Here is a 13,674-nt window from a genome sequence, read left to right on the forward strand (position 1 = left end):
GTTGACGCCGGACGCTCCCCCGCAGATAAACGTTATCCGCACGTATCGCCCAAACCCTTTTTGCGATCCTCCGTAAGTTGTTTACGCCCATCGCACACAGGGAACCAACTATGTTACGGATGCTCACGCTGATGATTTGCCTCACGGCCCTCGCCGGTTGCGCCACCATGGACAGCAGAACCCCGGAAAACTATCAGAGAAATTCATTCTATTCAGGCACGCAGCAGGACTATCACTGCTTTTTTGATTCGGCGCTGTGCGCGCTCGATCTGCCGCTGTCGGTAGTGGGTGACACGCTTATGACCCCGTTTGACGGCTGGTACTACTATCAGACGCCGGATGACGGCGGGAAGGGAAACAGCAAGGTCGCGGATTGAGTGAACGGGGGTGAGAGCTCACCCCCGCTAAAACTTACTTCAGCTTGCGCATCACCAGGGTGGCGTTGGTGCCGCCGAAACCGAAGCTGTTGGACATGACGGTGGTCAGTTCACGCTCGGTTGGCTTGGTGATGATATCCAGGCCTTCAGCCGCCGGGTCCAGTTCGTCGATGTTGATACTTGGCGCGATAAAGCCGTGTTCCAGCATCAGCAGCGAGTAGATAGCTTCCTGCACGCCTGCGGCACCCAGAGAGTGGCCGGTCATCGCTTTGGTCGCCGACATCGCCGGGGTTTTGTCCGGGAAGACCGCACGGATTGCGCCCAGCTCTTTCACGTCGCCTACCGGAGTAGAGGTGCCGTGAGTGTTGAGGTAATCAACCGGCGTATCCACGCCTTCCATTGCCATACGCATGCAGCGCATTGCGCCTTCGCCCGATGGCGCAACCATGTCCGCACCGTCAGAGGTCGCACCGTAGCCGACGATTTCAGCATAGATGTGAGCGCCACGCGCCAGCGCGTGCTCCAGCTCTTCAACCACGACCATGCCGCCGCCGCCAGCGATAACGAAGCCGTCACGGCTGGTATCGTAGGTACGGGAGGCTTTTTCCGGGGTTTCGTTGTATTTGGTAGAGAGTGCGCCCATGGCGTCAAACTCACAGGACATTTCCCAGCACAGCTCTTCGCCGCCACCGGCAAACACGATGTCCTGCTTGCCCAGCTGGATCTGCTCAACCGCATTACCGATGCAGTGGGCAGAGGTCGCACAGGCGGAGCTGATCGAGTAGTTCACGCCGTGAATTTTGAACGGGGTCGCCAGGCAGGCAGAAACGCCGGAAGCCATGGCTTTGGTCACCATGTAAGGACCGACACCGCGCAGGCCTTTCGCGCGCATACCGTCAACGCTGGCCGCCTGATAGAACGGGGAACCGCCGCCGGAACCGGCAACCAGACCCACGCGTGGATTATTCTGATACTGCTCTACAGTCAGGCCGGAATCCTTTACGGCATCCTGCATAGCCAGGAAAGCATAGATAGAAGCGTCGCTCATAAAGCGCAGCATTTTGCGATCGATACGCGCGGAGATATCGTCCTTAGACAGTTTGACGTTACCCCAGACGTGACTACGCATGCCCGAATCTTTCAGCTCCTGCGAGAAGGTAATACCGGAACGTCCTTCGCGTAATGACGCCAGAACTTCTTCCTGGTTGTTACCGATACTGGATACGATTCCAAGGCCAGTAATCACAGCACGTTTCATTCAATACCTCTTCTACTTCTCTATTATTAGGATTCGACACGCACTCTAGCTTACAGATGTACGCCGAACAAGTCCGATCAGCGTTTTCCCTGTGTAAATTTGCGTAGCCTGGCTCACATAGTTAGAATCCCGCCACCGCCTGAGCAATGAGCCTTTGCCGTGAAAACCGCCCCAATTGAGTATGCTGCGCTAAGCTGGAACGAACAGGGTACACCTGTATCCCGAGCGTTTGATGACGTCTATTTCTCCAACCAGAATGGTCTGAAAGAGACCGAATATGTCTTCCTGGACGGCAACGGCCTGCCCGATCGTTTTGCTCAGCATCCGCGCGATCTGTTTATCGTCGCCGAAACCGGGTTTGGCACCGGCTTAAATTTTCTCACCCTGTGGCAGGCGTTCGATCGCTTCCGTCAACAGCAGCCCGATGCCCCGCTCCAGCGGCTGCATTTCATCAGCTGTGAGAAATTCCCGCTTAATCCTGACGATTTAGCCGCCGCGCACGCCAGCTGGCCGGAGCTGGAACCCTGGGCACGCGCCCTGCGTCAACAGTGGCCTTCCGCGCTGGCGGGCTGCCATCGCCTGTTGCTGGACGGCGGGCGAGTTACCCTGGACCTGTGGTTTGGCGATATTAACCAGCTTATTCACACTTTTGATGACACGCTGAACCAGCAGGTCGATGCCTGGTTCCTGGACGGCTTCGCGCCGTCGAAAAACCCGGACATGTGGACCGATGCGCTGTTCGCCTGCATGGCGCGGCTGGCCCGCCCGGGCGCAACGCTGGCCACCTTTACCTGCGCCGGATTCGTCCGCCGTGGGCTGCTGGCAGCAGGGTTTAGCGTCAGCAAGCGCAAAGGCTACGGACAAAAGCGTGAGATGCTGGTCGGCCATCTGCCTGCTGCCATTGAGTCACCCATGCAGGCGCCGTGGTATGCCCGCCCTGCGGCCAGCGGTGACGATATCGCCCTGATTGGCGGCGGTGTTGCCAGCGCGCTGCTGGCCCTTGCGCTGCTGCGTCGCGGTAAGCGCGTCACGCTCTACAGTGAGGCATCCGCGCCCGCCGAAGGGGCTTCCGGCAATCGTCAGGGGGCACTCTATCCTTTACTGACCCATCACGACCCGGCGCTGGCGACGTTTTTCCCCGCCGCCTTTACTTTTGCCCGGCGCATGTACGATGCGCTGGACGTTCCTTTCGAGCACGACTGGTGTGGCGTAACCCAGCTCGGCTGGGATCAAAAAAGCCAGGATAAGATTGCTAATATGCTGGGCATGAACCTGCCGCCGGATATCGCTAGTGCAGTGGATGCCGCAGAGGTTCAGCGCATTACCGGTGTGGCAACCGACTGCGGCGGCATTACCTATCCTGCGGGCGGCTGGCTTTCCCCCGCCGAACTGACCGCCGGACTGATCCGTCAGGCCTGCGAACAGGGAATGACCGTGCAGTGGCAGCACGAACTGACCGGGTTAATCCGCCAGCAGGAGGGGTGGCAGCTAAGCTTCAGCCAGCAGGAACCCGTGCAGCATCGCAACGTCGTGCTGTGCAACGGCCACCGTATTGCCGATCTCACTCAGAGCGAAAAACTGCCGGTTTATGCCGTGGGCGGCCAGGTCAGCCACGTCACCGGCGGCAGCGGGCTGGCGGCCCTGAAGCAGGTATTGTGCTATGACGGTTACCTGACTCCGGTCAGTCCGCAGTACCAGCAGCACTGCATCGGCGCCAGCTACCGCCGCGGCGACAGCAAAACTGATTATCGCGATGAGGATCAGCGGGAAAACCGTGAACGCCTGCTGCGCTGCCTGCCGCAGGCGCAGTGGGCGAAAGAGATTGATACCAGCGCGAAGTCCGCACGCTGCGGCGTACGCTGCGCCTCGCGCGATCATCTGCCGCTCATTGGTGCGCTGCCAGACTACGATCGGCTGGTTGTTCAGTATGCGCAGCTTTCACAACATCCGGAGCAGGCCGAACCGTCCCCGGTGCACGAGGGGGTCTTTGTGCTGGGGGCGCTGGGTTCTCGCGGCCTGTGCAGCGGCCCGCTGGCGGCAGAGGTGCTTGCCGCGCAGATGTGCGGCGAGCCGATACCGCTGGACCACGCCACGCTGGCCGCAACCAATCCCAATCGCTACTGGGTGCGTAAACTGCTGAAGGGGAAAATGCTGCGATAACCCTACGCTTTATGCAATCGTGCGCTTGCCGGGAAATACGCTTAACAACAGGCACAATTATCGCCTAAAATTTTAAAACCCATGCTTATTTCATGGTTTTTATTATTTCAGGGCAGGCGCTTTTATGATGGACGTGCCTGACCATCAACGGACGATTCAGCTATGCACTTCACGCTTAACGGCAGGCACGTCGAGATCGACGATGCGCTGTCTGATACCCCCCTGCTTTATATTCTGCGAAATGATTTCCAACTGAATGGCCCAAAGTACGGCTGCGGCATTGGTGAATGCGGTGCCTGTACTATTCATATCGACGGGCTTGCCGCGCGTTCCTGTAGCATTCCCGCCGCCAGTGCGGCAGGTAAGTCAATCGTCACGCTGGAAGGCCTGGCTGAAGGAACGCAGCTACACCCTGTCCAGCAGGGATTTATTGATGAACAGGCCGCACAATGCGGCTACTGTACCAACGGCATGATTATGACCCTGGTCGCGCTGTTTACCCGCCAGCCTGATGCGTCTGAACAGCAGATAAAAAGCGAGCTGGCGTTTAACCTCTGCCGCTGCGGTACCCATTTAGAAATACTGCGCGCGGCGGAAAAAGCGCGGGAGATTATTGCCGGAGGCCAGCAGCCATGAACCTGTTCGCCCTTACCCGACGCCAGCTGCTGCAGGCCGGTGGCATTCTCAGCGTCAGCGCCATGCTGCCGCACTCCGTGCTGGCATCCGGCCTGACCGATGCCGTTTTTCCTGTCAGTGAACGTTCTGTTGGCCAGTTAGACAGCTTTATTGCGCTTTCTGCCGACGGCAGCGTGACCGCATTTAACGGCCATGTTGATCTGGGGACCGGCGTGCGCACTGCACTGGCCCAGTACGTGGCCGATGCGCTGGACGTGGAGTTCAGCGCGGTGACGATGATCCTTGGAGATACTTCGCTTACCCCCGATCAGGGACCGACGATCGCCAGTTCCACGCTCCAGGTGACGGCCATTCCGCTGCGAAAAGCCGCCAGCCAGCTTCGTCTTCAGCTGATTCAACTGGCCGCAACGGCAATGAACGCCCCCACGGCACAGCTACAAACGCAAGCAGGATGGGTTATTGATAGTCGTAACCCGACCCGACGATTGAGCTACGCTCAACTTGCTACTAATAAAGACGATCATCAGCCTCTCAATCCCAATACACCATTACATACAGCGAATCCGCGCTATGTCGGTCAGCCGGTCGCCCGCGTGGATATTCCGGCCAAAGTTACCGGCGGGCTGAGCTGGGTTCACGATTTACGCCTGCCCGGCATGTTACATGGCCGCGTTATCCGTCCCCCTTATCCGGGAACCGACAGCAGCGCCCCACTGGGCCACAGCCTGATTTCCGTGGATGAAAGCTCCATCGCTCATCTGCGGGGCATCGTCAAAATCGTGGTTAAGCATGATTTCGTTGGTATCGTTGCCCGCCGCGAAGAGCAGGCCATCGCCGCCATGCGTACGCTGAAAGTCACGTGGCAGCCCTGGGCGAAGGTACCGGCGCTCGATCCTGAAAATCTGGCGATGGCCCTGACTGACTGCAAAAAAACGCCGCGTATATTGCGTGAGGATATCGGTGTTGATAAAGCCCTGAACGAGCGACACATCACCGTTGACGCCGATTACGTCTGGCCATACCAGATGCATGGATCTATCGGGCCTTCGTGCGCGGTGGCTAATGTCACTGCCAGCCAGGCGGTGATCTGGTCCGGCACGCAGAATCCGCACGATCTGCGCCGCGATCTGTCGCTATTGCTGGAAATGGATACCCGCTGGATTGAGGTAAAACGGATGGAAGCCTCGGGATGCTATGGCCGCAACTGTGCAGATGATGTCTCGGCAGATGCCGCCCTGCTGTCGCAGGCGACCGGCTATCCGGTTCGCGTACAGCTGATGCGCGAACAGGAAGCCGCCTGGGAACCCAAAGGCAGCGGACAGCTGATGCGCGTGCGCGGCGGGCTGGACGAGGTGCTGAAGGTATCCTGCTACGAGCTGCATACCTGCTATCCCTCCAATAACGCCACAACCCTGCCGCTGCTGCTCACACGCAAGGTCGACAACAAACCCGACGTGCAAACCATGGGCGACCGCTCCGCTATTCCACAGTACAGCTTCCCGCAGATGCGGGTGGTTTGTGAAGATGCCGCACCGCTGGTACGTGCCTCATGGATGCGCGGCGTGTCGGCCCTGCCTAACGTGTTTGCTCACGAGAGCTGGATGGATGAGGTGGCTTTCCTCGCCGGACAGGACCCCATCGCATTCCGCCTGCCTTTGATAGAGGATGAACGCGCGATCGCCCTGATTAATGAGGTGAAAAAACTGTCAGGCTGGCAGGAAGGACCGGCTCATCGCCATCAGCAGCAGGGAGAACTCCTGCACGGGCGCGGATTCGCCTGGGCGCGTTATTTCCACAGCAAGTTTCCCGGCTTCGGTGCGGCCTGGGCCGCGTGGGTCTGCGATCTGACCATAAACAGCCGCACCGGAGAAGTGCGAATTGATAAGGTGTTTGTTACGCACGACTGCGGGCAAATGGTCAATCCGGCCGGTGTTCGCCATCAGGTGCACGGCAATATTATCCAGTGCTGTAGTCGGGTGTTAAAAGAAACCGTCACCTTTGACGATCGCGGCACCACCTCCGTGGAATGGGGAAGCTATCCGCTGCTGCGTTTTGATGAACTTCCGGGGGTGGAAATCCAGCTGATGGATTATCCCGAACAGCCCGCGATGGGAGCAGGAGAATCCGCCTCCGTTCCCGGCGCCGCGGCCATTGCCAATGCGCTATTTGACGCCACAGGAAGGCGATTCCGTGCTCCTCCGTTTACTCCGGAGCGGGTACTACAGGTTTTACAGGGAGCAAAAAAATGAACCGCTGGAAAAAAAAAGCACTTTCGCTGTCGGCCCTGGTTCTGGCCGCCGGTGCGGTGCTGCTGGTATTTAGTCTGCAGCCTGAGATCGCACCGGTTGCGCCACCGCAGGCCAGCCAGTTTAGCGCCGAGCAAATTGCACGCGGAAAAACGCTGGCCGCACTGGGAGACTGTAAGGTTTGCCATACCCGTGCGGGTGGCCAGGTCGATGCAGGAGGAATGGCGTTTAACACGCAGTTCGGTACTATTTACAGCAGTAATATTACGCCGGATGTCGCTACCGGCATTGGCAGCTGGTCCTACCCCGCGTTTAAACGTGCAATGCGTTACGGCATTAACCGCGAGGGGCATTACCTCTATCCGGCGTTCCCCTACACCTCATTTACCCTCACCCGTGATGACGATTTGCAGGATCTTTACGCCTGGTTGATGGTTCAGCCAGCCGTAAGTTATCGTCCGCCAAAGACTGAGCTGCACTTCCCCTTCAATGTTCGCCAGGGAATGTTCGCCTGGAACTGGCTTTTTCTTACCCCCGGACCGTTTCCAGTAAACCCGCAGCAAAGTGAGGAGTGGAACCGGGGTGCTTATCTGGGTGAAAGCCTTGGCCACTGTAGTGCCTGCCATTCACCGCGGAATCTGGCGGGGGCAGAAAAAGACGGCAGCCACCATCTCAGCGGCGGCATTGTCGACGGCTGGAGCGTCCCGGCCCTGAATTCCCACTCTCCCGCTCCCATCGCATGGAACCATCAGCAGCTGATGCAATTTATGCGTACGGGCTTTGCCTCGTCTCACGGGGTGGCCGCCGGACCGATGGCTCCGGTGATTGCTGAAGGACTGTCGCAGCTGCCGGAAGACGATCTGAAGGCGATAGCCACCTGGCTTGCCAGCTTCCAGCCGCCGTGGCCGGACCACGGAAAAGAAGTCAGCATTCAGGCCGAGCAGCAAATGATGCTGGCAAACTCACCGGGAGCCCGCCAGTTTGCGGGGTCCTGCATGGCCTGCCACGCGCAGAATACCGGTCCGAAACTCTACGGCGTGCGCCCTTCGCTGATGCTGAACAGCAATCTGTATAGCGACAGCCCCGATAATCTGATCCGCATCGTGCTGGATGGCATCCAGCATCCGGCGACCCCAGAGCTGGGCAGTATGCCGGGATTTCGTTATCACCTGAACAATCAGCAGATAGCCGTTTTGCTGAATTATCTGCGTACCGACCTGGCCCAGCGCGCTTCGTGGCCGGACCTGCAGAAGCGTATTGAGCAGATTCGCCAGCAAACGGAGGATAAATCGTGATTGCCAGCACCGGGATACTGCTGATGGCGGCGGGCTTAAGCAGCCGCTATCGCCAACTGAGCGGTCAGCACAAACTTCAGACCACCCCCGCCGACGGTAACCCGCTCTCCTTACTGGAGCGTAATCTGCATCTGGCGACCACCGTAGCAGGCGGCCAGGTCAATGTGGTTCTGCGGCCGGAAGACCGCGAATTGATCGCCCTCGCCCGCCGCTACCACTGCGCGGTCACGCTGCTGGCCAGTCGCGGTTTAGGCAGTTCGATTGCCGCAGGCGTGGCCAACCGACCCTGGTGGACCGGCTGGCTGGTGATGCTGGCCGATATGCCGTGGCTACAGCAGAATACGGTGATGCGGGTCTTTCAGGCGCTTCAGTTTGCCGATACCGTGCGTCCGATGTGGCAAAACCAGCCGGGGCATCCGGTTGGCTTTGATCGAACGCTGCGCCACTCTCTGCTGGCGCTGAAGGGCGAGGAAGGCGCTCACTCCATTTTAGCCCGGCATCCGCCCTTGCTGATTGACGTCTGCGATCCCGGCTGCGTCCGGGACGTTGACGTACCGGCCGACTGGCAGCCATCACAATGAGCATGTATTCACCGGATATCAGAGTACTGGAGTTTGCGCTGAGCGAGGCCGGACAGCACCGGGATCTTTGGCTGTGTACCGTGCTAAACACGTGGGGATCGTCACCGCGCTCCCCTGGTGCGCTGATGGCGGTCAGCCAGACGAATACGTCTTGCGGATCGCTCTCCGGCGGCTGCATTGAAGAACATTTTATGCAGCGGCTGGCGCAGGGCGCATATCGCAAACCCAGCCAGCTCGTGCGATACGGGGCGGGAGGCGATATCCCTGAGATTTCGCTCCCCTGCGGCGGTAGCCTGGAGGTGCTGGTGGAATATCTGCCTGCCACCGCCGAAACGTTAGATTATCTGCACCGCATGCTGCTGGCCCTGCGCGGTGAGTTCCCGCAGGAAAAAACGCTGGCACCCGGCGAATCCGCGATTCTAACACCCTGCCCACACCCGCGCCCAGGTCCCGTTGTCCACCTTGAGGGCACGACACTTCACCTGCGGCTGGCTCCGCCGGTGCAAATTATTATTGCCGGGCTGTCGCCGGTGGCGGAGTACTGCATCGAATTTGCCCGCGCGGTAGGTTTCACCGTGCTGATCTGCGAACACCGTGACGCGCTGCGGACGGCATTCGGCCCGCAAAAAACCCTGGCGGATTTCCCCGCCCGCTATCTTGAGCGGCACGGTTGCAGCCCGAACAGTGCGGTACTGTGCCTGACCCATGATGCGCGCATTGACGATCTGACACTGATGGAGGCCTGCCGGACTCCGGCTTTTTACATCGGGGCGCTGGGTTCGCGGCGAAACAGTGAAAAACGTCTGGAAAGGCTGAGGAAAATTGCCGACCTGGACGAAGCTCAGATGGCGCGAATTCGCGGTCCGGTTGGCCTGGCTATCGGCAGTAAAACCCCCGCTGAAATCGCGCTGGCAATTATTGCTGATATTGTCCGGGTTAAAAACGGCGTGGGAATGAGTTGCGGAACGTAATACAGAAAAACCACAGCGGGAAGTCATGTGACCCACCGCAGTGGTTTTACTTCACAGCACGTTAAGAAGGCTGACGTGCCTGACGGAACAGATTTTCCCACATGCCGATCACCAGCGCCTGATCGCGCGGCGACAATTCGGACTGAATGGTACTTTCCAGGCTGCGCTGAACATGAGCCTGTAACGCTTCAGGCGTATGGTCGCCGGAGAGTTCAATTTCAGCCACCGCCACGGTCAGATGACCACGCAGATAACCGCTGGCAAACAGCTCGTCGTCGCTGGCGTGTTCTACCATGTCATCAATCAGGCCCAGAATACGCGCCTCGAATTCATCGATCATATCATTCCTCTGTAGGCAATTCGTTCCACGCGCATTACAAGTCTTCCGGCCAGGGAAACAGTTCCGCAGTCAGCGGTGGAGTAGTATAAAACGAGCGAAGTTCAGCAATCAGACGCGCCGGGCGGGCGGGTATCCCCTGCTCCAGATACGTCATAACCTGCGCATGAACCTTGCGCTGAAAAGCAATGCGATCTGGCTCACAATCGCCTTCAAGATTGTCACAGCTTACGTTGAACGGAAAGCCAGCGGCAACAGAAAACAGCCACTCCAGCGCCTGCGGCTTAATCTCCGCCGCTTCAAACTGACTCTGGGTGTTCGCATCACGCCCGTCCGGGCAATACCAGTAGCCGAAATCCACCAGCTTGCGGCGCTCGGCACCGGCAATGCACCAGTGCGAAATCTCGTGCAGCCCGCTGGCGTAGTAGCCATGGGCAAACACCACCCGATTCCACGGGGATGTCTCGTCTGCCGGAAGATAGATCGGCTCATCGTCGCCTTTAATCAGGCGGGTTTGAAAATCATCAGCAAAGCAGCGATCGAAGATCTCAATCAGCTGCTGATAGTGGTGTTGCGTGCTCATAGCTGTTTGTCGTCAAAGTAAAAAAACGCGCAATTGTCGCATTATGTCAGCCCGGTTACGAGCACTATTACAACGTCTGCGACTGGCGGCGAAAGGCCAGCGGAGCCAGGCCGTAGTGCTCTTTAAAGGCGCGGGAAAAATGGAACGGGGAAACAAATCCGCACTGTTCGGCAATCAGCGCCACCGGCAGTTCGCTGTGGATCAGCTGGCGACCGGCGTGGCGAAGACGCACATCGCGCAGGTATCGTGCGGGAGTCTGGTGTAAATGGCGGCGAAACAGCGCAATAAGATGATTAACCGAACAGTGCGCCTGGGCGGCAATATCCTCCAGCGCCAGCGGATGTTGATAGCGCATCGCAATATAGCGGCAGGCTTCACGCACCCCTTTCGGCATGGTTTGCTGCGTATCACCGTGAGAATGGTCACCGCGCGAGGCGTAATAATAAAGCAGCGTTTCCGCCAGCGAAATCAGCGCGCGGGCGGCACCGGCCGGCTGCGCCGCCAGGCTCATCCCCAGCTCCATCAGTTGTTCAACCTGGTTATCAAAGGCAATCGTCGGCGGCAGGCGCTGCAAATCACGGTTGAAATCCCCCGGCAGCGCGGCGAAATCCAGCTGGCACCAGATATGTTCGCTGGGCTCGCTGGGATCGAAGCGGAAAAACTCGCGCTGTCCTGGCAGCAGCAGCGCCAGCATACCCGGCTGTAACAGCAGCGGCCGGTCGTCAATTTCAATGGTCACGCTGCCGCTCAGCATGGCGATAAACTGGATGCCGCGCTGAACGCGCGGACCGTGAGTTTCCCCCGGACTGTAGCGCGACAAACCAAAATATCCTTCTATCGGCGCGACGGGTAGTGTGATTTCAGATATTTTTCTCACAACTCTGGTCATGTACCCTCCCGGGCCTGTCAGGCTATCTTTTCCCCCATCTTCAGCCGTATGACGGCTAATGCAATCTCGATGCTGATACAGGCACTGATTTTGCGACGCGGATCAAACTTTGATTTCAGACAGGAGAAATGATGAGCAATAACAATGTCCGACTTGGCGTTAGCCCGCTGGCGTGGACCAACGACGTGCTGGAAGATCTGGGCGACAACGTCTCTGCCCTGCAGTGCATGCAGGAAGCTGCCGCGATCGGCTATCAGGGCATTGAGCTGGGGCGTAAATTCCCGCGCGAGCTGTCCACTCTTCAGCCGCTGCTGCAGGAAACCGGCCTGTCGCTGGCCTCCGGCTGGTTCTCCGGCACGCTGGCCGATATCAGCGTGGAGCAGGAATTACACAACGTGGCCGATCATGCCCGCCTGCTGAGCGGCCTCGGCTGTAAAGTGATGGTCTACGGCGAGTGCGGCGGTATGCCGGGTGATACACCGCTGGATATCGGCATTTCCCACTCTCCTGAGCTCAGTGCTATCGACTTTGACGCCTATGCACGCCGGATGAGCCAGTTCTCCTCGGCGCTGTATCAGGAGTACGGCCTGAAGCTGGCCTACCACCACCATCTGATGATGCTGGTGGAACACCAGGATGAGATCGAGCGCTTTTTCTCCGCTACCTCTGACGACGTCGGCATGCTGCTGGATACCGGCCATGCGGTAGCCGCAGGCAGCGATTTAACCGCGCTGATTAGCCGCTTCGGCAGCCGTATCTGCCATATCCACCTGAAGGATATCCGCCGCGAGCGCATGGCGCAGGTCTACGAACAGGATCAAAGTTTCAACGAGGGCGTGCGCGGCGGCATGTTCACCGTGCCGGGCGATGGCTATATCGATTATCAGCCGGTGGTTGACTACGTCAGCAGCAGCGGCTATCGCGGCTGGCTGATTGTGGAAGCCGAGCAGGACCCGCTAAAAGCGCCACCGGTCCCGACCGTGACCCGTGCCTTCAATCATGTTAACCACCTCTTCTCGCTGTAAGGAATCATCATGTCTGACACACTGAATATTGGCCTTATCGGCTCCGGTTTTATGGGCCAGGCACATGCCGATGCTATCCGCCGCGCGGCGCTGTTGTACCCCAACCTGCCCAAAACACCGGTACTCTACGCGATTGCCGATCAAAATCAGGCAATGGCAGAACAGGCAGCAAAACGCTTCGGCGCCCTGCACGCTTTCGGAAACTGGCGCGAAATGCTCCAGGACCCGAACATCGACGTGATTGATATCACCTCACCTAACCACCTGCATCATCAGATGGCGCTGGAAGCGATCGCCGCCGGTAAACACGTTTACTGCGAGAAGCCGCTGGCCGTCACCGAGCCACAGGCGCGCGAGATGGCAGAAGCCGCGCGCAAAGCCGGGGTGAAAACCATGGTGGCGTTTAACAACATCAAAACTCCGGCGGCTCAGCTGGCAAAACAGCTGATCGAACGCGGCGAAATCGGCACACCGGTGCGCTTCCGTGGCACTTTCGATCAGGGCTTCTATAACGATCCCGAACTGCCGTGGTCCTGGCGCTGCTCGCAGGAGCTGGCCGGTTCCGGTTCGCTCGGCGACCTGGGCGCGCATACCTTGTCGGTGGCGCAGTATCTGATGGGTGGCATCAGCGAAGTGTGCGCCAGCGGCCAGACGTACCTGAAAACCCGCCCGGTCCCGGGCGTAGACAGCGGCTATGCCAGCAAGGTTGAAGCCAATGCCGAGCGCCGTGAGGTGGAAAACGACGATCAGATGCAGTGCCTGGTTAACTTCAACAGCGGTGCCGCCGGAGTGATTGAATCCTCGCGTATTTCTGCCGGGCGCATTTTCGGCGTCTACTGGGAAGTTTCCGGCACCGAAGGCACGCTGTATATGGACGGCGAGCGTTTTAACGAACTGCAGGTGTTCCGCTTTAACGATGATAAGCGCGACCGGGGCTTCAAAACCCTGTATGCAGGCAGCCAGATCCCATCCTACTCCGCCTTCTTTGGCTTTGATTTTGGCGGCGGCGGCCTGGGCTACTTCGACGTCAAGGTACTGGAAGTCCACGACCTGGTACAGGGTATCTGCCGCGATGACGACTGCTATCCGAACTTTGCCTTCGGCTGGGAGAACCAGCGGATACTACAGGCGATTGAGGATTCGATGGATGAGCGCCGCTGGGTCAACGTGAGCCGGGGATAACACCCTTCGCATCGCCCTTCCGCAGCCCGGAAAAATAAGCCCGGGCTGACAGACGAGCCACGAGATAACAGGGAACAGGAGAAGAATGTCTCCAGCAGATAACGGACTGAATCTCGCGTAAGGAAAGCGGTTGC

13 protein-coding genes are annotated in these 13,674 nt (G+C 58.7%); 9 read left to right on the top strand and 4 right to left on the bottom strand.

The genetic code is table 11. The annotated features are described in order from the left end of the window. Positions 1 to 110: 110 nt before the first annotated feature. Positions 111 to 377, top strand: a complete 267-nt coding sequence (locus IBT47_RS21680; protein WP_200562970.1) for a YceK/YidQ family lipoprotein — start codon at positions 111 to 113, stop codon at positions 375 to 377. A gap of 34 nt (positions 378 to 411) precedes the next feature. Here the strand turns inward: IBT47_RS21680 and fabB are convergent, their stop codons facing one another. After that, the gene (gene fabB / locus IBT47_RS21685) at positions 412 to 1,635 is read right to left on the bottom strand and encodes a beta-ketoacyl-ACP synthase I (RefSeq protein WP_200562972.1); all 1,224 of its coding nucleotides are present in this window, start codon (positions 1,633 to 1,635) and stop codon (positions 412 to 414) included. A 159-nt stretch (positions 1,636 to 1,794) separates the two neighbouring features. Here fabB and mnmC point away from each other — a divergent pair, with 159 nt between their 5' ends. The 6 genes from mnmC to IBT47_RS21715 all read left to right on the top strand — a co-directional run bounded on the left by mnmC (position 1,795) and on the right by IBT47_RS21715 (position 9,524). Further along, positions 1,795 to 3,795: a bifunctional tRNA (5-methylaminomethyl-2-thiouridine)(34)-methyltransferase MnmD/FAD-dependent 5-carboxymethylaminomethyl-2-thiouridine(34) oxidoreductase MnmC gene (mnmC, locus tag IBT47_RS21690; RefSeq protein WP_200562974.1), complete on the top strand. Its 2,001-nt coding sequence runs from the start codon at positions 1,795 to 1,797 to the stop codon at positions 3,793 to 3,795. A 162-nt stretch (positions 3,796 to 3,957) separates the two neighbouring features. Then, complete coding sequence (locus IBT47_RS21695) at positions 3,958 to 4,431, top strand: (2Fe-2S)-binding protein (protein WP_200562976.1); 474 nt, start codon at positions 3,958 to 3,960, stop codon at positions 4,429 to 4,431. After that, a complete protein-coding gene (locus IBT47_RS21700) occupies positions 4,428 to 6,680 on the top strand; it encodes a molybdopterin cofactor-binding domain-containing protein (protein ID WP_200562978.1) in 2,253 nt (750 codons plus the stop codon). Before IBT47_RS21695 ends, IBT47_RS21700 begins: the two co-directional genes overlap by 4 nt. Continuing rightward, positions 6,677 to 7,972: a cytochrome c gene (locus IBT47_RS21705; RefSeq protein WP_200562980.1), complete on the top strand. Its 1,296-nt coding sequence runs from the start codon at positions 6,677 to 6,679 to the stop codon at positions 7,970 to 7,972. The genes IBT47_RS21700 and IBT47_RS21705 overlap by 4 nt, the downstream gene beginning before the upstream one ends. Beyond that, the gene (locus IBT47_RS21710; protein WP_200562982.1) at positions 7,969 to 8,553 is read left to right on the top strand and encodes a nucleotidyltransferase family protein; all 585 of its coding nucleotides are present in this window, start codon (positions 7,969 to 7,971) and stop codon (positions 8,551 to 8,553) included. Before IBT47_RS21705 ends, IBT47_RS21710 begins: the two co-directional genes overlap by 4 nt. Further along, complete coding sequence (locus tag IBT47_RS21715) at positions 8,550 to 9,524, top strand: XdhC family protein (protein WP_370569931.1); 975 nt, start codon at positions 8,550 to 8,552, stop codon at positions 9,522 to 9,524. The genes IBT47_RS21710 and IBT47_RS21715 overlap by 4 nt, the downstream gene beginning before the upstream one ends. A 61-nt stretch (positions 9,525 to 9,585) precedes the next feature. Here IBT47_RS21715 and IBT47_RS21720 read toward each other — a convergent pair whose 3' ends face one another. From IBT47_RS21720 to IBT47_RS21730, 3 genes are all read right to left on the bottom strand, one after another. Next, complete coding sequence (locus tag IBT47_RS21720; RefSeq protein ID WP_105591211.1) at positions 9,586 to 9,864, bottom strand: YfcL family protein; 279 nt, start codon at positions 9,862 to 9,864, stop codon at positions 9,586 to 9,588. A gap of 34 nt (positions 9,865 to 9,898) precedes the next feature. Next, complete coding sequence (locus IBT47_RS21725; RefSeq protein ID WP_200562984.1) at positions 9,899 to 10,444, bottom strand: elongation factor P hydroxylase; 546 nt, start codon at positions 10,442 to 10,444, stop codon at positions 9,899 to 9,901. Between the two features lie 67 nt (positions 10,445 to 10,511). Further along, positions 10,512 to 11,333, bottom strand: a complete 822-nt coding sequence (locus IBT47_RS21730; protein ID WP_200562986.1) for an AraC family transcriptional regulator — start codon at positions 11,331 to 11,333, stop codon at positions 10,512 to 10,514. Between the two features lie 131 nt (positions 11,334 to 11,464). Here IBT47_RS21730 and iolE point away from each other — a divergent pair, with 131 nt between their 5' ends. Together iolE and IBT47_RS21740 are read left to right on the top strand one after the other, a co-directional pair. Next, positions 11,465 to 12,358 carry a myo-inosose-2 dehydratase gene (gene iolE, locus IBT47_RS21735; RefSeq protein ID WP_200562988.1) on the top strand — a complete coding sequence of 298 codons (894 nt, stop codon included), beginning with the start codon at positions 11,465 to 11,467 and terminating at the stop codon, positions 12,356 to 12,358. Between the two features lie 9 nt (positions 12,359 to 12,367). After that, positions 12,368 to 13,540, top strand: a complete 1,173-nt coding sequence (locus tag IBT47_RS21740; RefSeq protein WP_200562990.1) for a Gfo/Idh/MocA family protein — start codon at positions 12,368 to 12,370, stop codon at positions 13,538 to 13,540. Positions 13,541 to 13,674 lie beyond the last annotated feature (134 nt).

The sequence above is a fragment of the Erwinia sp. S43 genome (assembly GCF_016624745.1).
Classification (GTDB): Bacteria; Pseudomonadota; Gammaproteobacteria; order Enterobacterales; family Enterobacteriaceae; genus Erwinia; species Erwinia coffeiphila.

Coding starts and splice junctions, on each gene's coding strand:
- IBT47_RS21725 (WP_200562984.1), bottom strand. CDS start 10,444: ATGAGCACGCAACACCACTATCAGCAGCTGATTGAGATCTTCGATCGC.
- IBT47_RS21740 (WP_200562990.1), top strand. CDS start 12,368: ATGTCTGACACACTGAATATTGGCCTTATCGGCTCCGGTTTTATGGGC.
- fabB (WP_200562972.1), bottom strand. CDS start 1,635: ATGAAACGTGCTGTGATTACTGGCCTTGGAATCGTATCCAGTATCGGT.
- IBT47_RS21680 (WP_200562970.1), top strand. CDS start 111: ATGTTACGGATGCTCACGCTGATGATTTGCCTCACGGCCCTCGCCGGT.
- IBT47_RS21720 (WP_105591211.1), bottom strand. CDS start 9,864: ATGATCGATGAATTCGAGGCGCGTATTCTGGGCCTGATTGATGACATG.
- IBT47_RS21715 (WP_370569931.1), top strand. CDS start 8,550: ATGAGCATGTATTCACCGGATATCAGAGTACTGGAGTTTGCGCTGAGC.
- IBT47_RS21730 (WP_200562986.1), bottom strand. CDS start 11,333: ATGACCAGAGTTGTGAGAAAAATATCTGAAATCACACTACCCGTCGCG.
- IBT47_RS21695 (WP_200562976.1), top strand. CDS start 3,958: ATGCACTTCACGCTTAACGGCAGGCACGTCGAGATCGACGATGCGCTG.
- iolE (WP_200562988.1), top strand. CDS start 11,465: ATGAGCAATAACAATGTCCGACTTGGCGTTAGCCCGCTGGCGTGGACC.
- IBT47_RS21705 (WP_200562980.1), top strand. CDS start 6,677: ATGAACCGCTGGAAAAAAAAAGCACTTTCGCTGTCGGCCCTGGTTCTG.
- IBT47_RS21700 (WP_200562978.1), top strand. CDS start 4,428: ATGAACCTGTTCGCCCTTACCCGACGCCAGCTGCTGCAGGCCGGTGGC.